The following is a 26,275-nucleotide window of genomic DNA, read 5'->3' on the forward strand; positions in this document are numbered from 1 at the left end:
CTGTTGAGTATCAACAGCCTTATTAAATTACTATGTTGTTTTATTATTTTACAAAAACCTTTTTAACCTGAGAATTAACTTTAACAATGTAAATGCCGCGATCAACCGAAATGCTTTCAGCATTTTTAACCGAGATCTGACGTCCAACAAGGTTGTATACATGAACATTTTCGTCACCTTTCAGATCCAGGATTCTGATCAGACCTGGTTTAGAAGTATCTATTCTAAGGTCGTCACCAGCTGTAACCTTCCTGTCAATACCTGTGTGCCATTTTGTTTTTACCAATACCGGCAATCGTTCTGTTCCTTCATAATTGTTGATAACCTGACTTGCATAATATACAGTATTCGGCACAATTTCCTCATTCATTTCTAATGAGTCAACACCATTAGAAGAACTGTACCATTTAAACCTCACATCTTCTGTCAGAAGCGCTACAGAATCTCCTTCAACAACTAATGAATCAAGTGTACTGCCTTTATAAACATACTGTACTGCATCCCCGGTAGGAACAGGTGAATAACGATTAATATAACCATCTGCATCAGCCAACAAGTAGGCAATAGATAAATCTCCTTCCCCGGAAGCAGACAGATCAGCCATGGCTCCAACCTCTTCAGGTGAAAGCGATTTATTGAAGATCTGGAAATCATACATCTTTGCCCCGGCAAGGTAAACGTCTCCCTCGAAGTTGGATCGGCCAAGGAAATTATAGGTTGTACCAAGCATACCCGATTTAGGAAGTGTTGCATTGGGTAATAATTTAATTGTTGCTGAATCCACAACCTGACCATCCAGATAAGTAATACCTAATGTATCATTCTGTACATAAGCATAATGATGCCATGTTCCCAAACTTGTTTCCGCACCTCCGGCTGTTCCAACCTGACCATCATCCCAACGCTTGGGTGAAATGGCATAAGTAGTATAGCTGGCACGACCAAATATATAACCATTCCTGTATGACGCTGATGAATCGCTGTTGGATAATGCATACAGGAAGTTACCATTGCTGGCAATATTGGTTTTAGTTGAGTTTATGTAATAATATACACTGATTGAAAAGGCATCCTTTAATCCATATATTACTTTTCCCATCTCATCTCCCATGTCAAAATAAGATGAATCACCTGATAATTTTAATAATCCGTAATTCTCCATTACTCCACGCATAGTATCAATACAGGCACCTCGTAACAATTCACCTACAAAATGTTTTTCAGATAAATCTGTTACAAAATTACCTTCAACATTTTCAGGATTAAAGTTGAAATGAACTAGAAGGTCAGAAGTATATTTAGTAGCCTCATTCGCTAAAACAGTTGCAGTAAAGGTAGTATCAACCCTGTAACCATCCTTAGACAAAGTAGCTGTTAATTTTACATCTGTATCCAGATAATCCGGCCTTGTCACGACACCCTCTGATGTAATTAAGGCTGGTGCTACAGACCATGTAATGGAAATGGAATTATCAATACTTCCCTGTGCTGGCAATGAAATATCTGAAGTTACAGCACTTAAATCACCTAATGTCAAAGCATCTTTTTCTGTATTGAGTTCTTCAGGGAAACCCGCATTATCATTCTCCTGCCAAGCTGCATTCAGGTCATCAACGGTAGTCAGTACGTCAAGACCAATTCCAAACGGATTACTGAGCCTTATCTCATCCTGAGAAAGTGGTATGGAATATAACCTGAAATCGTACATCGCTGTATTCTGCAGATAAGCATCACTTGGATATGGAGAACGTCCTAACCAGTTAAATGGTGTACCTGTTAAAGCTACGCCATTGACACTATCTTTATTAACAGTACTTACCGGATAATATGTAATCGGCTGTTGTGATAAAATTTCACCGTCCAGATATACTGTACCTGTAGTTCCTTCCTGAACATACGCTAAATGATGCCATGCTCCCTGAGGCGCATTTCCTTGTGAGCCCGTACTTTGTTGAGTAGTATAATCTGTTCTCATAATATCTGCTTCCATGTCTCTTCCAATGAAATACATGGCACCACCACCAGCATAAATATCTTCAGTGTTACAGAATGACCAGAAGAAGTTACCGTAACTACCTATATTGGTATAATCTTCATGAACGCGGAAAAATACACTGATAGTGTACTCACCCAAATGATAAATATAATCTCCTACTTCCGCACTCATATCAAAATATCCTGTACCTTTCCCCATGTCAAGCACATCATACTGAGTAGTTTCTCCAATTGTACGGATCCATGCATCATTCTTTAGGGTACCTACCAATCCATTTCCTGAAATATCATCAATACTTACCCCATCTTCTTCCATTTTTTCCCTGGAAAAATCCCATTGTGCAATAAGCTCAGGTCCAAGCCCACCGGTTGGTTGAATATAAACTGCAAAATCCTTCGTTTTGGAACGGGTAATTGTTCCTACAGTATGGTAAAATGTTACTCTCAAACTTACAGGAACCGGGTATAATTGAGGAGTTACATCCTTTAAATGTCCCGTAGAATCGATATATGTAGTATCACCAATCGTCCATTCTGCAGTTACGTCGTTATCAAATGATGTAGGAAGGGTAATATCCTGATCTAAAGCATTAACATCTATACCTGCATTTTCAGGAACATCCGTCAATTCAAAAGTCTGACTCAGACTTGCCAGTACCGGGTCGCTACCGATTTGCTCAACTTCTGAAGCAGATAACGCGCGATTGTAAATTCTGAAATCAGAAACAGATGCATCAAGGTTACCATCAGCGGTATATTGAGATCTTCCAATATAACATTGTGTCAAAGCTACTCCCATATTGGTAGGATTCAGAGTCATGCTCGTATTCTGATCACCGGACTGATAACCATCTATATATATTGTTCCAACAGCACCATCAACAGTTACTGCGATATGCGTCCATACTCCCTCGGTTAAAGGTTGACTGGCATTGATAACTTCCTCAGCCGCACCTCCACCGCCTACTGTTATTGCAAAACGGGCAGTACCAGTTACTGAGTTACGTGGTGTTAGGAACATATTTACTGTCGTTCCGGTTCCAAAGTCAAACAATCTGGACCAGGTAACTAGCGTATTAATCTTAACCCACATAGAAACTGTGAAATTTGGATACGTTTGAAAATTTTGAATAATAGCAGGATCAAATTCCATATATGGACCAACATCATGTGCCCCACCAACTAATTCCAGTGCATTCAAACCATCTATAACTCCCAGTGTAGCACTATTCTGCAATATACCGCCAGCATTTTGAATTGCATCAGAAGTTACTCCTGCATCTTCATTATCGAACTTAAACTGATACTGAAGCCCATCTGTTATATCCTGGGCAAAAAGCATCGATCCCATTAAAAAACTTACTGAAAGAAACAACATTCTGTTCAGCCAACGCCTTGTTGCATAAAGATTTCTTTTCATAACAAAATTGTTTAAATCAATTAACATTAGGTACTAAATAAATTCACTTAAATGCATTATAAGTTTCATAAATACATTAGTTATGACACTTTAATAAAACATATCAATTACTACTCTATTAAAAGTTTTTCACTTAAATTATAATTTTTAAAGGTAATCCAATTAGAAGATTTCACCAAATTTTAATTGTCATTTTTACACTAATTATTGTTGTTATACAACATACATACCTTAGTATAAAGACTAAATATATTACCTGAATAAAATCAAAATGACAAAAATAAAACCTAAAGTGGTGGATTACTTTTCAGATTTATTGAATAAAAAGGGAAAAAATATTCCCTTTTTATTATTTTCTTGGTAAGTACCAGTTATCGGTATTACGGAGTAAAGTTCTTATGGCTTCCTTATTTGTAGTATGCTTTTCAGCCACCCGGTCCGCAAGAAAATCCGGATCACTTCTACGTAATGCAAAACGCATCAGGTCCTGAAAACGGTTACCCTCGAATGCAGTTTCCAAAGCCAATTCTTTTATAAGAAGATCATCAACATAACTTACAGAATCATCCAGCGTTGGTAAAGCCGGAATAACAAATGTTGAATCAGTAAGCGGATCACGGGCGTCTACCCAAACATCATTTACATTTTTTCTTACCCCCTGACCTCTCATCACAGTACCAATGTTGCTATTAAAGCGTAAATCAGTAAAGTCCATATACGAAGGTATGACATCACCAATTTCACTTGCCGGAATCAGATCCGGATTAGTCATCGTTCTGTTATTTAATCCATTCTTCAGCACAGCAAATGCCATGTTTGGTTTGTTCAGCTGATTTACAGCCTCGGCATAACGCAGATACACTAAAGAGTTACGGTAAATCCTGGTTTCATATACATTTTCGTCAGTTTCACCTAATACCGGACTGTACTTGATTATTCGATCATAAGCATCTATATTACCTTCATTATCAATGATCTGCATAGTACTGATTGATCCGAACTTACCTCTCAGGTCATGATCAATGTCAAAATCATCCTTGAAAAACAGGTCCTTGTTCCAGTTGTTTAATGCTACCTGCGATGGAACTATCATCTGGTTGGAAATATCAGAGGACATATTATCAAGTTCTGAAGCATGACCATAACGCGAGGAAGTAGCAATATCTGTAATTCGTTCTGCTACTGAGCTGGATTGAAAAAGCATCATCCAGCTAATTGAAAGCTGATTATCAGTCAACACGTCGTTTTCAACAACCCAAAATGACTGATAATTTTCGCTTACTGTATAGTTGTTATCATATAACAGATCATGATATTCTGTTGCGGCATTCAGATAGTCGCCGGTCCATAGATACAAATCCCCAAGAACCATCCTAACAGGAAAAAATGAATACCCAAGGCTGTAATCCATTACTGATCCCAATCTGGGTTTTGTAACATTCTTCCAAGGTGAAAGGTCCTTTATCAAAACATCCGCAAGTTGATACAAATCGTATTCAGGATAATCAGCCTTAGCTTCATCAATGGATAATATAGGTTCCTCATAATATAATGCTGATCCAAAATTCAGAACCAACTGCAGATAGGTCCATGCTCTGATTGTTTTGGCCTGAACAAACTGACTGACCAGAATTCTCTCACCTTCACTTTCGTACGTTGTATCAATATACCTTATAATGTAGTTGCAATTATTGATGATGCTGTAATAGTCTGCCACATTAACATACGGATTATCAGTAGTAATATTGAAATTATTCAATTCTTTCAGACTAACATCTGCATTTTCAGTAACATCCAGCAAGTCGCCACGAAGTTCTCCTAACAAAACATAGCTGTCAGAAAGCTTTTGTAACTGCGTTAAAACTCCTATCATAGAATACAGTGAATCTGAAGGAGAATTTACCCTGTAATTTTCATCTGTAATAAAACGATCAGAGTCCACATCTAACAGTGAGTCGCAACTCATCAATAAAAGAGAAACTGCAAATAATGATACTATCAGTTGATTTATGCGCTTCATATTATTTTATTTATTTCTTTAACGGATGTTTATATTATTACAGGTTCAATCGTAAACCGACAAAATAACTCTTTGTTAACGGGATTAAACCGGCATCAATTCCCTGGGATAAAACTGAATTTCGAGGAGAAAACTCAGGATCAAGTCCCAGATAATTTGTAAGTGTCCATAAGTTATCAGCAGATACCCAGATATTCAGACCTTCAATAAAACCGCCTGAAAGAGGAACATTATATGATAACTTAAGTGATTTTAATTTCAGATAGGAACCATCCTCAATCCATCTGTCAGAAAACCTTGCATTCCCCATAGGATCATTGAATACAGCCCTTGGCTGGTCTGTAATCTGCCCTTCAGATGTCCATCTGGTCAGCATTATCGTTGTTTGATTGTAATAATCATTACCGGACTCAAGCTTATGACGCAAATAATTATACACATCATTGCCATATGAATATGTAAACAACGCATCAAGCGTAAAATTTTTAACTGTAAATTTACTGGTAAATGAACCATAGATATCCGGATTTGGATCACCGATAACCTGCATATCGCTGCTACTGATGATACCATCGCCACTTTTATCGACGAACCTCATGTCACCAGCTCCAAAATAAGTCAGAGTTCCGTTCTCTTCCTGAATTTTCAGCCCCGAAGCATCGGCCTCAGTCTGTGTAGGAAACACTCCATCTGTTTTGTATCCATAGAAGACACCGGCTGCCTGTCCAACTTTGGTTTGAACGAATGCATCATATACCGGTGTAACAAAATCGCCTTCAGGCAATGCAGTGATTTCGTTTTTATAATGCCCTACACTTAACCCCAGTTCCCATCTGAAAGTATTCAGATTTAACATTTTAATATTCGCATTCACCTCATAACCGGTATTGGTAAGTTCTCCTGAATTAGTAAGATAGCTCTTAAAACCAGCTACGTCAGGTGAAATTTGATATGTAAGTAAGTTACTGGTATGACTTGTGTATGCATCAAGTGACAATGAAATTCTTTCATTAAAAAGGCTCATATCAAGACCTGCATTCAGGCGTGCTGTGGTTTCCCACTGAATCTGATTATTTGCCAGGTTGGCAAGATAAACCCCTGAAGTTCTTTGAATAAATCGTTCAGACATAAAATACGCAAGATTGACATAATCCTGTATATCATCATTACCGGTATAACCATATCCAGCTCTTAATTTCATGAAATTTATGGCATTTACATTCTTCATGAAATTTTCTGAGGAAATAAGCCAGGCACCCGAAAGTGAGGGGAAAAAGCCCCAGCTGTGACCAAATAACTGAATACCGCCTTCCGTTTCTGATCCAAAGCGTGAAGAACCGTCAAGAGCAGCAGATAAATTCAGAAAATACTTATTCTGATTATTGTAAGCGACATTCAGATAATTAGATATGGATCGTAAATGATTATTGATACCAGTCACGGACTGAAAATCAAGATTCCCGGTAAAGTTTCTTGTATCATCTGTTCCTGTATTATAACCGAGAACCTCATCAGATTCAAAAAAGTTATCCAGGTATCTCCAACCTAATACTGCATCAATGGAGTGATTATCCTTTGTATAAACATATTTCAGGCGGGTATCATCATAAACCGCAATATTCCTCATCTGTTGGTTTGCCACCCGGTTTTTAATAATACCGGTATTGGTTAAGCTGGCATTGTAAACAAATGTCCCCATCCCTAACATCGGAGTAAAATGAGATTCTTTTGTTTTATCAAGGCTGTAGTCAAACTGCGAACTCAATGACAGACTTTTTGTAAAGTTAAATGTTGGAATTGCCCCGATATTGAACCTGTAATGTTTTGAAGTATTCAGTGCCCTGTTAATAATGGCAACAGGATTACCAACATTAAAGACATCTGCATCTTCATAATCCTTTGTTATCAGTCCACTGTTGGTATATACAAACGGACTTAAAAATGGAGATTTTATCTTTGCCAGATAAGTTGGTGATGTTCTGAAATTAACACCGTCATCCAGTAATCTTCTGTCGATATTGGAGTATCCGACATTCAATCCCAGCGAAAACAGTTCCGACATTTTAAAATCGGCATTAAATCTGGTACTCAGGCGTTCCAGATCTGTTGTTTTTATAATTCCCTTATTGTTGGTATAGCCCAGTGAAAAATAATACAATGCCCTGTCATCACCTCCGTTAACATCAATACTGTAACTTTGTGTTCTACCCAACTGATAAATCTGATCATTCCAGTTAGTAGAATTGTGATATTTTTTATAATACGTTGTGGTTGGATCAGTATCAAGAAATTCCAGGCTACCTACATTTTTAGGACTAACACTTGGATCAGTTCCCAACATTTCACTGATGTAAATCCGGTGATCATCTGCATTCATCATGGGTATTGAACCTGGTTCTGAGGTAACACCATATGTTGCATTGGCATTAATTTTAGTTACAACCCCTTTACCTCTCTTTGTATTAATGAGAATAACTCCATTTGCCGCTTTACTTCCATATATTGAGGTACCGTCCTTGAGCACAGTAATGCTTTCAATATCAATCACATTAATATTTGCCAAGGGATTTGAAAAGAAACCCTGATGAATAGAATTAACATCATTCATGTTGTTCCAGATCACGCCATCAATCACATAAAGAGGCTGAGCATTAGCCATCACTGAGTTTAAACCCCTTATAAATATTGAAGCCCCCATAGCAGCAGTACCCGACCGGCTTATTGATCGTACATTACCACCTAGTTTAGTCTGAATAAGGTCATCAGCGGTTAACGCAAAATTATCGGAGACATCATCTATACTCTGTGCAGAATTTACGAGATAGGAGTTCTTTACCATACCAGTTTGTGTCTCAATGGTTTTATACTGATCAGTAAATGACTCCGGATACAGATCAATAATGACATCATTCTTGCCTCTTAACGGGAATTCTCTAACGTCATAATCAAATGCTGTAACCCTCAACACATCATTACCATCTGGCAGATTTATGGTAAACTTACCGTCTTCATCCGAAGTTGCTGATGCAGGATATTTCATCGATTGAATCTGGACTGCTGCCAATGGTTCATTGGAATGTGCATCCCTGACAACCCCTGTTACTACGAAAGATGCATCGTTATCATTACCTGACTTCTGGGCCGTAGCAATTTCAGTTGCAAAACATGCTGACACAAAAATGAGTGCAGAGAAATATTTAGTTAGTCTGGATGTACTTCTCATTCTGAATATATACTTTAAGTTTTTCATTCTCATTCAAATGTTTGTTACCTATTCTAGAACAGGTTCTAAGATTATACAGTCAATACACATTCTACGCGTAAGTTTTGTGGTTTCCTTGGTATTCATATTTACTACCCATAATGTTACAGTAGTATTATTTTCAACCGTTTCCTTGTCTTCAAGGTCAATTATATTCGAATACGGAAACTCGAAATCCGTAACATACATTTTAGTTACACCATGAGGATCAGTCACAAAATCAGGATTCGTAATATTAATAAACTTCTGTTCACCCTTTGTTCCCGCTTTATTTAAGTCATTGTAATATAACGCATAAGCCAGATTACTCACTAAGGTATCTGCACTTCCAGTTACCGATAATGGTGCAAAAACTACATATATCTTATATTTTGCAGATAAAGTATTCGGTATTTTGAAAATCACACCGGTAATATTTCTTGCTGTTGAAGGATTAACAAGGATATATTTGTCACCAGACAGATTAAAACCTGTACCTGCACTGGATCGTTGTGAAACAGTAGACTGATATAAGGTACGGGTATCCGGATTTTCAGCTTCCACTCTTATTTCTGTAAGGAAAGTTTCAGTAGGCTTGTACTTTAATGAATCCGTAATATATGACCAGCCATTACTCTGTTCTGTAAAAGAAGCACCTTCGAAAATTGTAGCAGGATCATGAAATACATTACCAGTGGTTGTTGTTAATGAATCATATTCAGAAGGCACTAAAACTTTTTCCCTGAATACCATGTTCTGAACGATATTATTCCTGATATACTTTTTTTGTTGTTTTGCTCCACCTTCTTCAGGAAGTACTTTATAAAAGCACTCCATATAGCTATATGAAGATTTCCATGCTTCATTATCGGGTAATAATACTGTATATAAGCTATCTTCATTATCAAGCGCACCAATAACATTCAAAATCTCATTACTGTAAACAAATCCAGATGCAGAGTCGTAAATTGGAGTTCCGTCATCATTATAGGTAATAATGGTACTTAAAAGTGGATTGAAAATAAGTTTCGTTTTGGATTTCATATAGTCGCTCAAAGAATCAAGTCCGTCAGCGGAAATAATGTGCTCCCATATATTGTTGATATAAGGCACATAACCATCAATAACATGAATAATTCCATTATTCGCCAGAATATCAGGACGTACCACGCTTTTATTGCCAAAAGTTAAATTTCCTGTAGATTTAGTGAAGTTTATGAACTTAGCATCTATCATAAAAACGCGTTTACTTTCAATACCGGAAGAACTGATGGTAAAACGGGCAATATGATTTTTAACTATCTCTGTCACTTTATCCTTATCGCCCAGATCAACACCTTCCAGAGCTGCATTTTGAGGTACCCAAACCGTAAAGGACTGGGATGCATTCAGTAAGGTATCATAACCGGATATCTGTAACATTTGATAGAACTTGCTCAGATCTTCCTGACTGTTAATAAAATCTGCTAATCTCAGATCTGTTCTTTCCTGTGCTGTTTGTTCATAATGATTAATCCATGTATCTGACTCGTTACATGAAAACAGCAGCGGTAGAAACATTAACAGATAAAACCATTTACAATTAAACTTTTTCATATTTAAAACTTTTATCTTCTTAACAATTTACCGGTTAATCAATCCCTTCGTATTCAAGCACTTCTACAGGAACAAATTCCAGAAAGTCCATCATAAACTGCCCCGCACGGGCTGCCTTAACATGGAATGTATGCTCAGAAGGTTCCGGAAATGTATAGATGCCTAATATCTTTCTTGCACTTTTTACACTAGCTCTTGCGTTTGCTGCCGGATACCATACATGATCAACAGCACTGTAACTGGCAGCTCCTTTCATGTATCCCCTGTTGCGCATTAATTTATCATTTTCATATCCGTAAGGATCACTGGGTACCGATCCGGGAACTTCATGACCGATTGCAGGGTCATTGGCATCCAGACTCAGATCCAATGGAATACCACAGGGAATACCGTCAAAATACAGTTGTGCTGCTCCCCTCCATGCAGTAGGCTGCCAGCTGAATCTCACTTCATATGTGCCGGCAGGAACAGAAGGTGTGGTTATTGTAAAATCGTATAAACACTCCCTTGAGAAGAGCTCATCACCCTGATAATCCTCGTAACGTCCGTCTGCATTAAGATAACTCAGAATTGTTCCTTCTGAGAATTCAAGACGATCCAAATAGTTATAAGGTATAATATAAGGTATAATCTTACCGGGAGCACGCATGTTATTGTTTGCTATTTCAGGGAAAAACGAAGCAACATCCATTCTCAGTCTTTTACTGGAAAGCATGGATGCAACATCAAAATTATACGTCAGAATTTTGTCAATTTCATGGTAAACGCCATTAAGAGCATCATTATCGTAGTTTGTTTCAACTATTCTTACGGCAGTTGATGGGTCATCATTCAATGTGTTCAATAAAGTGTACTCATTGGTACTCACATTGGTTCTTGCCTCAAGTAATGTATGAGGAGCCATCATTTCAATGTATTCATACATATCATAACTTTTTATCTGATGACCTGTATTGAAATAATCTTCAACGAATTTCGTTTTCGACAGGTTTTTATTAATAAGGTGATAAGCAATAAACCTGTTGAAGCTGTTTTTCGGATCTGTAATATCTGTTATACCAGCATCTTCAGGATATACTTTATCGTATACCTCTTTTGCATAAGCCTTTATTGCATCCAGACTGGTCAAGCCATTAGCTATAAACGTTGAATCGGACTCCATTAAAGCTGTGTATCCATACTTTCTGTGTGGCGGAAAAATCTCGTCGTTACCGTTATTTTGCTGAAACTTGTATTCCCCGAGACTGGGATTATAATCCTCATCCTCTACCAACATCATTTTCTCGTAAAGTTTGGTCTGAATCAATGCGTTATAGAACATTGTAAACTTCGGATCATCCGCAATGGCTTCTATAATTAATTTTTCAGATGGTCTTAACACTTCACCAATTTTATGTATCACCCCGTTGTGTACTTCAATGTTTGGTTCCAGGATCGGAGAAGAAGTATTAACCCTGATAGTTAAGTCACCTGAAGAAAAGCTGCCGTAGGATACAGAAAAGTATCTATCACTCATAGACTTCTGACTTAAACGTCCTTCAACAAAATCATCTGTTGTAACTACGTATCCGTTAATAATATGATCATAAACAATTTTCACAATTGAATCATACGGAAATTCCTCAATAGAACTTCTTCCCATTGAATTGTAGAAATTGCGCATCGCTTCATTGGTTGGGGCAAAGCATGTATATTCCCCATAAGCATCCAACAACCCCATAACTTTTGTAGTATCCAGAAGTTTTGTAAATTCTGAATATTCATCCGGGTATTTAGCCAGGTATTCCCCAAGCATATCCCCAGTAAATGTATAATAACTTTCCTGTGAAATCTTATCGCTGTTACAGGATGATAATCCTGCTGTAAAAAGAACAGCCAGTACCATCAGACTACCGATAAAATTTATTCTTAATCTCTTCATGATCTAACTCTTTAGATTTACTCCCTTAGTAATATTATATCCTATTCAGTTGTTGAGCTACTACCCGTTATCTCGTAAAACGGATTTTGCTTTAAATTAGGATTCGCATTGATTTCACTTTGTGATATCGGGAAATAAAGTGCATCCATTACAGACATCTTACTGTACTGTAATGCCTGATCACCTGTAAATTTATAAACTACATAATTCAAAAGACGGACTGGATTTCCATCGCGTCTGGCTAAACGCATTAAATCATACCATCTTTTACCCTCGAACATCAGTTCACGCTGACGTTCCCTGAGTACAAGTTTTTCCATTTCATCCTGAGAATTATAATCAGCCACCTGCAAAGAATCACCGCTCAGCTCAGGATTTGCTCTGAGATAAGTCCGGTTAACCATATCCATAGCCCCCTGAAGATCAGCCTCACCCCTGTTTAGTTGAACAAGTGCTTCAGCTTTCATAAGAGTAACATCTGCTAAACGGTATACAATCCAATTGGGCGATTTAGAAGCATAAGTATAACTGCTGTAACCTTCATTATTCTCGGTACGTTGTAAACCTGCATATTTGAATATGAAGTTATAACCACCAGCTGCTTTATTCTGATTGATAAAGTCTTTATATCTTATATCTTCATCTTCATCACTTTCTATAAGGGAACTGGATACTTTGTGATGGAAAATGCTATGTTCCCCATTCACATCAGTCAGAAATAACGGCATAGAAAGCTGACCTTCCCCTCCGTTACCCAGATACCCATACGCACCTCTCACAACAGTATTTGAAATTTCGTCGTCATCAAAACTGAATTCAAATATTGATTCCTTAGATGCCCCAACGTAAAAAACGTTATATAGAAAATCTTCTGCATCGACAAATTCCAGTTTGGGATCCTGAAGGATTTCATCACACTTCTGAACAACACGATCATATTGTTGATCCCATAAATAAACGTCAGCTAAAAGCGCTTTTACAGCATTTTTTGTAATTCTCACTTTTGACATTTCCTCAGTATCATAATTATCCGGTGCAAATTTCTCTGCATATAAAAGATCGGATATAATACTGTCAAGCACCGCCCTTTCAGTGGTTTGGTAAACATCATAATTTTGAGTATCATCAATACTTGGCTCAGTAATCCATGGAATATCCCTGAAAGCCCTAACCAGATAAAAATATGCCAGAGAACGAAGGGTAAGAACCTCAGCTTCCATGGTTTTTAATTTACCTTCAGTAAAGGTCTGATCATAATCCAGTACCTGCGGGGCAAAGTGCATAAATGTATTGCAGTAATTGATAACCGTGTACATGCTTCCCCAATGGCAGAATGTATTAGCTGAAGTTATATCCACATCAATAACCTTACTGGCAGGTTCATTTGTTCCAATACCCTTTATTAAATTGTCAGATCTTAGCTCTCCCCATACAATCATTCTTTCAATATTAGAAGATTCTGTAAAATACCTGTAACATGACATCAGAACGGCCTCAGCCTGAGACTCGGTTTTCCAGTATTCTTCAAGGATTGTTTCACTTTCAGGTCTTACATCAAGCCAGTCTCTACAGCCTGAAAAAGAGAATAGTACCAGACCACTAAATACAATTGTTATAATTTTACTTTTCAACATTTTAATGAACTTTTAAAGTGAAATTGTAATACCCAGTGTCACATCCTTCGAACGTGGAGTTCTTGAATTATCCGTACTCACGTTAAATCCACCGTAACCAACTTCAGGATCCACTCCTGAGTATTTTGTAAATACCAATACATTATTAAAGGTCAGATAAAAGTTTAACTGCTTTAAATTATACTTTTTCAATGCTTTGGATGGTACAGCATAATTGAATGTTAAATACTTGAACCTAAGAAATGAACCATCCTCAACATAGCGGTCACTCCCCAACCAGTTAAATCCATACTGGTAAAGTGCCCGGGGCATATTGGTAATATCACCATCCTTTCTCCAACGCCAGTTCACAGCGATGCTCTGATTATCATTTCCATACATATTTTCAGCATTCATTCTGGCTGCATTTACAATCTTATTTCCATATCTGAAGTTAAAGAACATATTACAGGATAAATTTTTATACCTGATCAATGAACCAAATCCACCGTTCACTTTAGGGTTTGAATTTCCCAGGTAAACAATATCGAGCTCATCAATACTGCCATCATGATTAATATCCTCATAAATGGCATCACCACCCTGAAATTCATATTCAGATGATTTTCCGTAGGCGAATACCATTGGTAGGGGATCCCCGTTTTCATCTACAATTACGTTTTTCAGTTCGTCTCTTGCGACAGGAGCATTTTCCTGTGTTCCAGGCACATATTCACTGTATTGATAAACGCCTTTGTATTTAAACCCATAAATGGAGCCAAAAGAGTTACCTTCCTGTATGCGTGTCAGATACGATCCGTTTGTATAATCGTATTCACCATTAAAGGTATTCAACACTGCAGGAATAAGATGAACAATTTTATTCACATTATTGGCAAGGTTGAAATTAAAGTCTGCACTGAAATCACCCTTCTTAATTATCCTGTTGGCATTAAAGTTAAGCTCCCAACCGTTGTTATCCATCGTTCCAACGTTCTGATATGAATAACTTGATGCTCCGGATGTAGAAGGGATCGACAGATTCTTAAATAACTGGTCATCTGTTCTTTTCTGATAGAAGTTAAAATCCATAATATACTTATCATTAAAGAATCCCAGATCGGCACCGTAGTTAAATGAAGAGGTCCTTTCCCATCGCAGATCCGATAGCTGCAGGGACGTTGGACGGGTCGCCGGAATTCCGGCGTAACTACCATAATTTCCGTAACGGCTGAAATGCAGATATTCTTCATCCGGTGGGTTACCGGTAACACCCCAACTGGGACGGATGGCCAGCATACTCAACCAGTTCTGAGTAGATTTCATGAAAGGTTCATCAGAAATAATCCATTTAAATGAGATACCCGGGAAATTTCCAAATTTACGGTCGTTACCAAATTTAGTACTACCATCTCTTCTGATACTTGCTCCCATAATGTATCTTCCCTTATATGCATAATGCATTCTTGCAAGCATACCCATTGAACGCCAGGCAAAACGACTTGTATTAATCCCGTCCAGATAGGCATCTACTGATGCATCACTATAAAACGGAACCCCATAAATTGAATTTCCCTGACTTTGTGAATTACCGGTCCTTAACTGAAACGAACCATACAAGGTAAGTGTATGTGCCGGATTTGAAAATTTTGGTTGCCAAGTAATATTATTGTCTGTCTGAACAGTCATACTTTCAGAGTCCCCACTTACAGAACGGTTTACATTGGAATTATCCCAATATGCATTGGTTGCTTCGGCAGGGAGAAAACTTGTTGTTTTGTTGTTGTTAATATCAAACGAAACATATACACTGTAGCGAAGATACTGAACATCGGGATCCAGTATATCATAATTTAAACGGAAGGTTGGTAAAATCCTGTAAGTCTTTAAATTATTAGTTGCAAGATAAGCTAGTGCAACAGGATTATATAAATCCCTTTGTGCTCCGTTTAACCGTGAATCTCTTCTAATATTATAGAATTCATCCGTATTTCTACCAAAAATATCCTGTTTGTAAACACTTACGTTAGGCATCTTTCTGTATGCGATTCCTAACAAGTTGCTATAATTTCTTTGATTATCAGAATATGTAAATGAAAATTCAGAAATGAACCTTAACCTGTCTGAAACCATATAATCCAGGTATGCACGGGATGAAACCCTGTTCAATACCTGTCCGATAATTGTACCGCGTTGCTTATAAAAACCACCTGATACCCTGTAAAGTGCTCTGTCGCCACCACCGGAGACAGTTAAATAGTGGTCCTGTGTAAAACCTGTTTGAATTACTTCGTCAATCCAGTCGGTGTTGTTATTGAAATTTTGATATTCTGAAAATGTAGGATCATAATTAAATTCATCCACGTCAGACGCAGCCTCATTCTGATAAGGATTAAAATAAGCCTGCTTCATTAACATGGTGTAGTCGTCACCTGTTAACATTTTAATTCCCTTAGGCTGACGGGCTGCTGTTGTTCTTAGCGTATATTGAATACGTGTTGGACCAGAAACCCCTTTTTTAGTCGTGATTAACAGTACCCCATTTGCACCTTTAGAGCCCCATACAGCTGTTGATGCAGCATCCTTAAGTACTGTAATTTCCTGAATGTCATCAGGGTTAATACTCAACATATTGGCATACTGTTCTGTATTGGCATTCGCGAAGTCGAAGTTCGGGTCAATATTTACCTCATATGGTATACCATTCAAAACAATTAACGGCTCCGTGTTTGCATTAATAGATGATGTACCCCTTATACGCATGGAAGAACCGGCACCCGGGTCACCTGAATTAGCCACAATGTCTAAACCGGCAATACGTCCTTGTAACGCATCATCGATTGTTGTGACCTGTACACCTTCAAATTTCTTGGTGTCAATGGTTTGAACGGCAGTTGAAATTTCACGCTCAGGAATTTTAAAGTTTCCTTCGCTATGTGTTCTTTCAGCTTCTGCAGTAAACTCACCAAGTACCTTAACATCCTCAACCATTTCAACATTGATCTCCCTGTTGCTGCCAATCTCAAATGACTGATCCTTGAAACCTATAAAACGGAAGTTCAGTTTATTGGAGGTATCTTTAACTTTAATAACATAATGACCATTGAAATCCGTAATAGCTGAATTGACGATCCTGTTATTTTCGTCAACCTCTGTTACTGCAACGGCGATTAAGGTCTCTCCATCAGCTTTAGATGTTACAGTTCCCTGAATTATAACATCACCTGTTGATTGTCCAAATGAAAAAAACGGCAACAGAAGGAATAAAGCTAATACTAGTATTTCTAATTTAGATTTCATATTAATTTTCATTTGTTTCAAATCTCAATACGTTATCAATCTGATGAATTACAGCAGTTGCAGAAGTATATATCTGCGATGTTGAAAAGGCTGCTCCTGAAGCACCTGTACCATCTACCTCTTTTAATGTCTGAGGATCTGCGTTAAAAATATAATCTCTTGCAAGTAAGTTATACAAACCAGGTTGCACAATAACCGACGCACTAACTGTTCCCCTCGCAGCTTCACTTTCTGTTGTTAAATTCAAATAAGATCCGTCACCCACAACACCGATTTTATAATATTTATTTTTATAGGTATTGTACAAGGAGTAACCACCGTTCAGTTTAATGGTAGATGACTGATAAACTTCATCCACAGATTTTCCACCGATGAATACAGAATTATCCTGGAAGTGATATCTCAGAAAACGTTCCAGTTTAACAATTGCCGCATTTCTGTCTGCTGTCCCCTCAATAGAATTTATACCCATTATTGTATCACCGGAAGCTACGACATAGTCATCCCACGGCTGAATAATGCTATCCTGAATTGCTTTAGCAATAGCATCATTTGTTGGTACGTAAATGGTATAGTTAAACGTATTTAAGAATTTTACAGTGAAGTCGATACCGAAATAATTGGTTCTTTTTACAAAAAACACAGAGTTTGAAGTTTCAGGAAAACCAGAAAGCAATTCAAAAAAAGCACTGAACTCAGGCGTTTCACTTAGCGTTTTGTACACTGAATTGGTAGGTGTTTGAATTGGTTTATCTATAAAATAGGTATAACCGTTTTCCACTTCAAAATTGTCTACAATATTCACCTCATCATTGCGTTCGATATCACCACCTCCCTGAACAACCATATTCAAACCAGAGCCGGCTCCTTCAACCTTTATCACATTACCACCTTTTGTAAGGTAGTATCCATCAGCATCTTCAACACCGTTAACCACAATATTGGTATTCAACATGTCGAGTAACCTGTTAGAAATGAAATCAGGATCCTCAATTGATGCTATAGAATCACCTACAGTATTAGTCGCAGCATCATAAGCATATACTGTGGCTAAAACAGTTTGTTCCTCTTCGTCATACCGGAACTGCAGTGCTCCTTTTTTATCTTTTGCAAATGCTACCGGATCAATATAGTTCTTAAGATATTCATCTGTAGGTACAAAAAAGCTGTATCGGCTGATCAAAGAATTGAGGTATAACCTAAAGTCGTTCTGGCGGATCGCCCAGTTGAAAACTTTTGTTTTTTCGCTGAATAAAACCGGTGCATAAACAGAAATATAATCATCCGGGGGATATACGTTGTTCATTAAATAAACTACGCCGTTAACACCAACATATGTATCTACAATATCATCTTTCCCGGCATATATAACCGAGTTTTCTGTATCTGTCATTTTATCAAAACGGCTTGGAGTTGAAGCCAGTAAAGAAGTTCTCAGATGCCTTTGAAGAAATAATACAGTTATATCATCCGGAACGTTAGCCCAGCTTCCAAAACGGTCTTTCAGAATTTTACCTGCACCAACATTAAAGTAGTGATCCATAGCCTCATCAGTTGGAGCAAATATTGCTCCCATATCTGCCTGCAATGATGTTCCGTTAATCATATCGTTATAGCTGTTCCATCCCGGATTGTAAGGAAGAAGCAGATCTGTATTAATCAATCGGCCATTCGGATATCTTAAGGTTCCTCCATTTTCAGAAAAGTATTCCTTGACATAGATGGAATCAATATGTATATTATTCTGTTCGTTATAATCAATATTATTGAATCGATCGGTGTTCTCACCATCATAATAAGGCGCAGAAAACCTCTCAAGCAGCGTTGAAAATTCAGAAGTTCTGGGTTCCTTCATTAAAAACTCAGCCATATTAACAGGAGGAACCAATACATCTTCCAGAACATTTATATAACCATTCTTACAGGTTATATCCCTTTCAATAACTTTTTTATCGAAAATAAATGCATCATTGGTCTGTCTTTCTTTTCCCGTAATTAAAAAGAAATCCTCATTAGTTATAGCTGCATAGCTTAATTGTTTTTCCAGAAAGTGAACTAAAGGAGATGTCGTATTATCTTTAAACAAATGTATTCCTCGTGTCTTATAGGCAGTCCATTGCTTAGTATCCGGCAAATCATCACCCTTATCAAAATATACAGTATCCAGAGCGGTAAGTGCAGTTTCTCTTCTAATGGCCTGCCCCTTATTGAGTTCCCCGTTGTAATAATTTGATAATGTTTCGATGAGATATGCATTGTTAATCATACTGAAATTAAGAATAAGCTTTTTTTGTGTATGACTCAAATCAGCATAGCTTGTAACCCCCCACTCATTATTCTGATAGAAACGAGCAAAAGCATCATCATCAGCAACGAACAACGTTTTACTACCGGTTTTTCTCAAAACCTCTGTATACCCTACATCCTCGATAATTTTCACATAATTAGTGTAATTACCATTCTCTTTTAAATAATCATAGATACTTGCTCCAAGCCAATCCGGTTCCTTATTATCATATATGTATGGATCTTTGCACGACATGAAACCCAAAGATCCGGATACTAATACAGATATTAATATCAGATACCGAAAAAGATGATTCTTAAAATTTCTTTTCATCGTATAATAAAATTTTAATTTAAGCCCCAATTTAAAATCTCGGAAAAACCGCATAAGACGTATGCGACAGAAGAGTAAATTTGGGTTTTTTCATATTTTTCAATTAGTGTTGTGTTAAAAAGTTGCAATTTATTTTGTCAAATTCGATGAGTGTAAATAAAACACTAAAATTTGCAACGGACAAATATAGGACTAAATTAGTTCTTATGCAACACAAGTAACAAAGTATTATAATTTGTTAAAAATGTTAATAAACATATTGAAAATAGCCGTTTTCAGGCTTGCAATTTGGGTTTTTGAAATATTTTTTAACTTTTCTCCTCATCCTATCCCTCCTATTATCAATCTATTTTTAAAAAAATATACACTCTTTGCAGAAAAAGTATTATTAATTTTCACTCCAATAACGTTCCAATTTTAAATAAAATTGTCTGATTAAAACATGAATTATGTTAAAATTCAAATTCCTTTTAATACATGTTGTTTAAAAGTTAAAATACGGACTATATTAAAAACAAAAAAGGTCGATCAAAAAAAATGATCGACCTTTATAAAAAAATTTATATATTTCTTAATCTCTGAATTTTGCTTTAAGGAATTCCCTGTTTAAACGGGCAATGTTTGAAATTGAAATATTTTTTGGACATTCCACTTCACAAGCACCCGTATTTGTACAATTTCCAAATCCAAGCTCATCCATTTTAGCCACCATAGCCTTAGCTCTTCTTTTAGCCTCAACCTTACCCTGTGGCAGTAAGGCAAACTGGCTGACTTTAGCGGATAGGAACAACATAGCTGAACCATTTTTACAAGCTGCCACACACGCTCCACATCCAATACATGAAGCGGAATCCATAGCCTCATCTGCATCAATTTTTGAAATAGGAATAGCATTCGCATCAGGCACACCACCAGTACTTACAGATACATAACCACCGGCTGCTATAATCTTATCAAATGCTGATCTGTCAACAACAAGATCTTTAATTACAGGAAATCCTGCTGAACGCCAGGGTTCAACCGTAATTGTCTCACCATCTTTAAATTTACGCATGTGCAACTGACAGGTTGTTACATCATCATCAGGTCCATGTGGACGGCCGTTTATATAAAGCGAGCACATCCCACATATTCCCTCACGACAGTCATGATCAAATGCAACGGGTTCTCCACCATCGTTTATGATTTGTTCATTCAATATATCCATCATTTCAAGGAATGAGCTGTCCGTTGAAATTCCGGTTAACTGAAATGTTTCAAATTTACCCTTGGTTTTGGCGTTTTTCTGACGCCATACTTTCAGTGTTAAGTTAATTGTCTTCTCCATTACGTATCAACTTAAATTATTTGTAGTTTCTTGTTTTTACTTCCACTTCCTCATAAACCAGATCTTCTTTCAGCAATTCCGGTTCTTTATCATCTCCTTTATAATTCCAACAAGAAACATATTTATATTTATCATCCTGTCTTAACGCTTCACCTTCTTCAGTCTGGTATTCCTCTCTGAAATGTCCTCCACAAGACTCCTCTCTGTTCAGAGCATCGCGAGCCATAAGCTCCCCAATTTCTATGAAATCAGCTAAACGATTTGCCTTCTCAAGTTCAGTATTGAAGTCTTCAACATCACCCGGAATTCTGACGTTTGTCCAGAATTCCTTTTTAATTTCCTGGATATCTTTAATGGCTTCCTCAAGGCCATTCTTATTTCTGGCCATCCCAACGAAATCCCACATTACCAAACCAAGTTCCTTATGTATAGTATCAACTGATTTTTTACCTTTAATATTCATCAGTTTTTCAATACGCTCGTTGATTGATTTCTCTGCCTCTACAAATTCAGGTAGATCCGTAGACATTCGTGGAACGTGAATCTCATCGGCCAGATAATTCTGAATAGTGAATGGTAAAACAAAGTATCCATCAGCCAGACCCTGCATCAATGCGGAAGCACCAAGACGGTTAGCACCGTGATCTGAGAAGTTTGCCTCACCAATTGAGAAAAGTCCCGGAATAGATGTCATTAATTCATAGTCAACCCAGATACCACCCATAGTATAGTGAATGGCAGGATATATCATCATCGGCGTTTCATATGGATTATCATCCACAATCTTTTCATACATCTGGAAAAGATTGCCATATCTTGCTTTTATTGTATCCTCACCTAATCGCTCAATGGCAGATTTAAAATCGAGATAAACTGCCAATCCGGTTGAACCAACACCATAACCGGCATCGCAACGTTCTTTTGCGGCCCTTGAAGCTACATCCCGGGGAACCAGATTACCAAATGCAGGATATCTTCTTTCCAGATAATAATCCCGATCTTCCTCTTTTATATCAACCGGCTTCAGTTTTCCGGCACGTACAGCTTCTGCATCTTCCTTTTTCTTTGGAACCCAAATTCGTCCGTCGTTACGCAACGATTCAGACATCAGCGTCAGTTTACTTTGAAAATGTCCGTGAACAGGAATACAGGTTGGATGGATTTGCGCAAAACAAGGGTTTGCAAAATATGCACCCTTTTTATAACATATCCAGGCTGCAGAACCATTGGATCCCATCGCATTGGTTGAGAGGAAAAAAGTATTACCGTATCCTCCTGTTGCTATTACCACTGCATGAGCAAAATGACGTTCCAGCTTCCCTGTCACAAGATTCCGGGTTATAATACCTCTTGCTTTACCATCAATAATTACAAGCTCCACCATTTCTGAACGGGTGTGCATTGTTACGGTTCCTGCATTTACCTGACGCATTAATGCAGAATAGGCCCCAAGCAAAAGCTGTTGTCCTGTCTGCCCTTTTGCGTAGAATGTACGGCTTACCTGAGCTCCACCAAATGATCGGTTATCCAGATAACCTCCATATTCACGTGCAAAAGGAACACCCTGCGCTACACACTGGTCAATAATGCTGTTACTTACTTCAGCAAGTCTGTAAACATTAGCCTCCCTGGCCCTGTAGTCACCACCTTTTACCGTATCATAAAACAACCGGTAAACTGAGTCCCCATCGTTTGGATAGTTTTTGGCAGCATTAATACCTCCCTGCGCAGCAATTGAGTGAGCCCGTCTTGGCGAATCCTGAATGCAAAAGTTTTTAACCTGAAACCCCATCTCACCAAGCGAAGCCGCTGCAGAAGAGCCAGCCAGACCTGTACCAACCACAATAACATCAAGCTTTCTTTTATTGGCAGGATTAACCAGCTTTTGATGTGCTTTATAATTACTCCATTTCTGAGCCAATGGCCCCTGTGGAATTTTTGAATCTATCTTTTTTGCCATAGCAACTAATTTTTCTGATTACTAAAAGAATAAGTATTGAACAACTGCAATTACACTAAACCCACCACCTATGATCCATGCTACCACAAGACTGATCACGCGTAATCTTTTCAGCCATAAAGTATTATTCCAACCGATAGTCTGGAAAGCAGACCAAAATCCGTGTGCCATATGAAAGGCCAGAGCAATTGATCCAATAACGTATACAATAACAACCCAAAGCTGGCTAAATGTAGCGTTTACCAACGAATATGCATTTTCACCGGTTGCTGTTAGTCCGAAGAAAGGAAACTCCACTTCTGCCGCATGCCACGGTAAATAGCCTTTCATTTTCAGGTAAAAGTCATACAAGTGAACAAGCAGGAACGCAAATATTGCGATGCCCAACACCAGCATATTTTTTGATGCCCACTCTACTCCCTCTGTATTATTACCCGACTGGTACTTCTGGTTTCCACGGGCTCTCATGTTTTGGAATGAAATAATCAGAGAATAGATTATATGAACAGCAAACCCAAGCGCTAAAACAGGCTCAACAACCTTAATTAACGGATTTGTAGCCATAAAATGTGAAGCCGCATTAAACATCTGTCCTATTTCTGTTCCGAAAGCCCAGTCCAGAATCAGAAACGAGTTCGCTGTTAAATGCACAATCAGAAACAAAATAAGAAAAAGACCTGATATACTCATCAGAAATTTTCTTCCGATTGAAGAACTAAAAACATTAGCCATACATATCAATTTTTAGAATTATTATCGTTTTTAATGAACAGATCGCAAAATTACATGAAACATAATTACTGGCAATATATTAATGAAATTTTTCCTTATTTAAAACGGATATAAAAAGAAATTCCAGTTTTTTGTCAAATGCCTACAAAAATAACAGATAGATTGTTTTTTGCCAGCTTTTTAACAAATAGATTTACGAAAAATGTTACATAACAAATATATGATGAAGGTTTTTCGTTTTAACTGATACGTGCCAAACTGAATATCAAACTAATGTCGATTAATTTTTTTAAATTTGATAAGCTGAAACTTTAATTTATGCCCGAAATTACCGACCATAACAACGATACTATTTCAAAATCCTTTTTTGAGGAAAACGGATTAGATATTTTAATGGAGGAAAATGGGAAAGTACTTTTCGTTACAGAACAAATTGCTGAATACCTAGGCTACAGTTCTTCTGAAATCACCAACAGACCTTTTCTGGAATTTATACATCCAGCTCACAGAACAGAGATACAAAAGACCTACAGGCTGATAAGGCACGTAAAAAAACTTATTTTCAACAGCTACCAAATATGTCTTCAGCACAGAAGCACCACAAAGGTATTTCTTGAGGCATCAGGGACGATTGCGTATCATAACAACAAAACATCCGGTATTATATGTCTGGAAAAGATAAACCAAACGCGCTGGGATCAGGCACATACCAACCAGAATGCGAAACGTTTAAGACTTGCTGAACAAGCTGCAAATTTTGGCATCTGGGAATGGAATATAAAAACAGGTGATATATATATTTCCGATCATGTAACAGAAATACTCCACATTGGAAAGCATAGTTTTGACGGAAAGTTTGACTCTTTTATGAAACTATTCGACACCGATGGAATTGATGAGTTAAAGTCAGAACTGGATAAATGTTTTAAAAGTGACCGTAAACTAAATCAAACGCTGCACATTGCATCTCATTCTGCCAGAAAGGGATGGGTTAAGTTTGTTGCCGACCTCGAGAGGGACTCCGACGGTGAACCGTTTAAGATGTTCGGCATCATTGAGAACATTGATGATATTATAAAATACGAAACAAAACTGCTGAAAAAAAACAAGGAGCTATCGACCATTAATGAAGAAAAAAATCGTTTTTTTTCAATTATTGCACATGACATCCGAACGCCGTTTACAGCAATTCTTGGTTTTTCGGAACTATTATATGATGAATATTTTGAACTGAACGATGAAACCAGAAGAAACTACATAAAAACAATTAAAAGATCTGGGGAACAAACCTATCAGTTTATAGAAAACCTTCTGATCTGGACCAGGTCGCAAATGAATAAAATTGTTTATAATCCTGTAAAAATAAAAGTCTGTGATCTTATTAAACTTATGGAAGATATTTTCAGACCGGTTTACGAAAAGAAAAAAATCCAATTTATATCCAGCTGCAAATCAGACATGTACATTTTTGCCGATGAGGATATGTTAAAGACATCCCTTAGAAATCTTATCTCAAACGCCATTAAATATACATTTCCGGGAGGGAAAGTTGAATTGAATTCAAATATTTCAGGCAACAAGATCAATATTATTGTAAAAGATAATGGTGTTGGGATGGATGAAGAAAAGACTGCTCTGCTGTTTAGTTTAAACAAGGGTTTCAGCACGCCCGGAACAGAAAATGAGTCCGGGACCGGCCTTGGAATGATTATCTGCAAAGAGTTCGTCACCAAAAACAAAGGAAGCATAAAAGTTTCCAGCAAAAAAGGCAAAGGCAGCACCTTTACACTTACCTTCCCATCTGCTTCTTAACTGTCTTTGCCATCCAGTTCCTTCCTTTTTATCTCTACCCAGCGTTTAAGTTCAGGGAAAAAAGCATTAAAAGTTTCTGTAATAAATGTGTCATTCTCCCTCATGAATCGGATCAATGCTTCAGTATGATCCGGAAGCGAAGTCCGGCTCGACATAATATCTAAAGAATTCCTTATTCCATCCAGTGACGCGTACATTTGCAATCGGCGGGATTCGCGTATTCTGTCTAAAATAGAAGATACTCTTTCAGGCAAAACATTCCTGTTATCTGAAAGAATATTATAAGTGTAGTGCGAAAATCTGTTTAAATCCAGTTCTGACCAGTAATTAAAGTCCCTTGCCAGAATATGATCAAACACAATATCAGATACTACACCGGCATATCTTTTATATATTGGCCTAAGTGCGGTAACAAGTTTCTTTGCTTCTCCGTGCTGATCGGTGTAATGATCAATAGCCCTGTGAATCAGAATACCATTCCTAATCTCCATGGGGTAATTCAAATAATTCCTCCCTTTCACAAAATCTCCCATAAAATTACCGGTCATTTCTTCCGGATTAGGATAAGACAGAAAAAGATGCGCTAAAAAATTCATGTGTAAATATAAGTAAACCAATTCAGACTTTCAGATTAGCCTTAAGGTCCGTAGCATCTCCAAAGATTTTATATAGGGAATATGAAAATATAACAGATACACTGGAAAGAACTACTTTCATG

General features: G+C 37.4%; 13 protein-coding genes. 1 reads left to right on the forward strand and 12 read right to left on the reverse strand.

The window, feature by feature from the left end; all coding sequences use genetic code 11:
* Positions 1-43: 43 nt before the first annotated feature.
* The 11 genes from ACE1ET_RS11635 to ACE1ET_RS11685 form a co-directional block, all read right to left on the reverse strand.
* Positions 44-3,415: a LamG-like jellyroll fold domain-containing protein gene (locus ACE1ET_RS11635; protein ID WP_375728582.1), complete on the reverse strand. Its 3,372-nt coding sequence runs from the start codon at positions 3,413-3,415 to the stop codon at positions 44-46.
* Positions 3,416-3,764: 349 nt separating this feature from the next.
* On the reverse strand, positions 3,765-5,435 hold the full coding sequence (locus ACE1ET_RS11640) for a RagB/SusD family nutrient uptake outer membrane protein (protein ID WP_375728583.1): 1,671 nt from the start codon (positions 5,433-5,435) through the stop codon (positions 3,765-3,767).
* 37 nt (positions 5,436-5,472) lie between these two features.
* Positions 5,473-8,685 (reverse strand): SusC/RagA family TonB-linked outer membrane protein, encoded by a 3,213-nt coding sequence (locus ACE1ET_RS11645; protein ID WP_375728584.1) that lies wholly within the window; start codon positions 8,683-8,685, stop codon positions 5,473-5,475.
* Positions 8,686-8,706: 21 nt separating this feature from the next.
* On the reverse strand, positions 8,707-10,272 hold the full coding sequence (locus tag ACE1ET_RS11650) for a fasciclin domain-containing protein (RefSeq protein WP_375728585.1): 1,566 nt from the start codon (positions 10,270-10,272) through the stop codon (positions 8,707-8,709).
* A 34-nt stretch (positions 10,273-10,306) separates the two neighbouring features.
* Positions 10,307-12,193: a fasciclin domain-containing protein gene (locus tag ACE1ET_RS11655; RefSeq protein ID WP_375728586.1), complete on the reverse strand. Its 1,887-nt coding sequence runs from the start codon at positions 12,191-12,193 to the stop codon at positions 10,307-10,309.
* Positions 12,194-12,234: 41 nt separating this feature from the next.
* The gene (locus ACE1ET_RS11660) at positions 12,235-13,827 is read right to left on the reverse strand and encodes a RagB/SusD family nutrient uptake outer membrane protein (protein ID WP_375728587.1); all 1,593 of its coding nucleotides are present in this window, start codon (positions 13,825-13,827) and stop codon (positions 12,235-12,237) included.
* 12 nt (positions 13,828-13,839) lie between these two features.
* Positions 13,840-17,106: a SusC/RagA family TonB-linked outer membrane protein gene (locus ACE1ET_RS11665; RefSeq protein ID WP_375728588.1), complete on the reverse strand. Its 3,267-nt coding sequence runs from the start codon at positions 17,104-17,106 to the stop codon at positions 13,840-13,842.
* A gap of 1 nt (position 17,107) precedes the next feature.
* Positions 17,108-19,726 carry a hypothetical protein gene (locus ACE1ET_RS11670; RefSeq protein ID WP_375728589.1) on the reverse strand — a complete coding sequence of 873 codons (2,619 nt, stop codon included), beginning with the start codon at positions 19,724-19,726 and terminating at the stop codon, positions 17,108-17,110.
* A 571-nt stretch (positions 19,727-20,297) separates the two neighbouring features.
* Positions 20,298-21,053 (reverse strand): succinate dehydrogenase/fumarate reductase iron-sulfur subunit, encoded by a 756-nt coding sequence (locus ACE1ET_RS11675; protein WP_375728590.1) that lies wholly within the window; start codon positions 21,051-21,053, stop codon positions 20,298-20,300.
* Positions 21,054-21,069: 16 nt separating this feature from the next.
* Positions 21,070-23,013 (reverse strand): fumarate reductase/succinate dehydrogenase flavoprotein subunit, encoded by a 1,944-nt coding sequence (locus ACE1ET_RS11680; protein ID WP_375728591.1) that lies wholly within the window; start codon positions 23,011-23,013, stop codon positions 21,070-21,072.
* A 21-nt stretch (positions 23,014-23,034) separates the two neighbouring features.
* Positions 23,035-23,745 carry a succinate dehydrogenase cytochrome b subunit gene (locus tag ACE1ET_RS11685; protein WP_375728592.1) on the reverse strand — a complete coding sequence of 237 codons (711 nt, stop codon included), beginning with the start codon at positions 23,743-23,745 and terminating at the stop codon, positions 23,035-23,037.
* Between the two features lie 318 nt (positions 23,746-24,063).
* Here ACE1ET_RS11685 and ACE1ET_RS11690 point away from each other — a divergent pair, with 318 nt between their 5' ends.
* A complete protein-coding gene (locus ACE1ET_RS11690; protein ID WP_375728593.1) occupies positions 24,064-25,557 on the forward strand; it encodes a sensor histidine kinase in 1,494 nt (497 codons plus the stop codon).
* Here ACE1ET_RS11690 and ACE1ET_RS11695 read toward each other — a convergent pair.
* Positions 25,554-26,153: an acyl carrier protein phosphodiesterase gene (locus tag ACE1ET_RS11695; protein ID WP_375728594.1), complete on the reverse strand. Its 600-nt coding sequence runs from the start codon at positions 26,151-26,153 to the stop codon at positions 25,554-25,556. The genes ACE1ET_RS11690 and ACE1ET_RS11695 overlap by 4 nt on opposite strands.
* Positions 26,154-26,275 lie beyond the last annotated feature (122 nt).

It is taken from the genome of Quyinboa mangrovi (genome assembly GCF_042219825.1).
Classification (GTDB): Bacteria; Bacteroidota; Bacteroidia; order Bacteroidales; family UBA5342; genus JBHJHP01.

Excerpts from the sequence above, each read along its gene's own strand:
- ACE1ET_RS11635 (WP_375728582.1), bottom strand. The coding sequence starts at position 3,415 with ATGAAAAGAAATCTTTATGCAACAAGGCGTTGGCTGAACAGAATGTTG.
- ACE1ET_RS11640 (WP_375728583.1), bottom strand. The coding sequence starts at position 5,435 with ATGAAGCGCATAAATCAACTGATAGTATCATTATTTGCAGTTTCTCTT.
- ACE1ET_RS11645 (WP_375728584.1), bottom strand. The coding sequence starts at position 8,685 with ATGAAAAACTTAAAGTATATATTCAGAATGAGAAGTACATCCAGACTA.
- ACE1ET_RS11650 (WP_375728585.1), bottom strand. The coding sequence starts at position 10,272 with ATGAAAAAGTTTAATTGTAAATGGTTTTATCTGTTAATGTTTCTACCG.
- ACE1ET_RS11655 (WP_375728586.1), bottom strand. The coding sequence starts at position 12,193 with ATGAAGAGATTAAGAATAAATTTTATCGGTAGTCTGATGGTACTGGCT.
- ACE1ET_RS11660 (WP_375728587.1), bottom strand. The coding sequence starts at position 13,827 with ATGTTGAAAAGTAAAATTATAACAATTGTATTTAGTGGTCTGGTACTA.
- ACE1ET_RS11665 (WP_375728588.1), bottom strand. The coding sequence starts at position 17,106 with ATGAAATCTAAATTAGAAATACTAGTATTAGCTTTATTCCTTCTGTTG.
- ACE1ET_RS11670 (WP_375728589.1), bottom strand. The coding sequence starts at position 19,726 with ATGAAAAGAAATTTTAAGAATCATCTTTTTCGGTATCTGATATTAATA.
- ACE1ET_RS11675 (WP_375728590.1), bottom strand. The coding sequence starts at position 21,053 with ATGGAGAAGACAATTAACTTAACACTGAAAGTATGGCGTCAGAAAAAC.
- ACE1ET_RS11680 (WP_375728591.1), bottom strand. The coding sequence starts at position 23,013 with ATGGCAAAAAAGATAGATTCAAAAATTCCACAGGGGCCATTGGCTCAG.
- ACE1ET_RS11685 (WP_375728592.1), bottom strand. The coding sequence starts at position 23,745 with ATGGCTAATGTTTTTAGTTCTTCAATCGGAAGAAAATTTCTGATGAGT.
- ACE1ET_RS11690 (WP_375728593.1), top strand. The coding sequence starts at position 24,064 with ATGCCCGAAATTACCGACCATAACAACGATACTATTTCAAAATCCTTT.
- ACE1ET_RS11695 (WP_375728594.1), bottom strand. The coding sequence starts at position 26,153 with ATGAATTTTTTAGCGCATCTTTTTCTGTCTTATCCTAATCCGGAAGAA.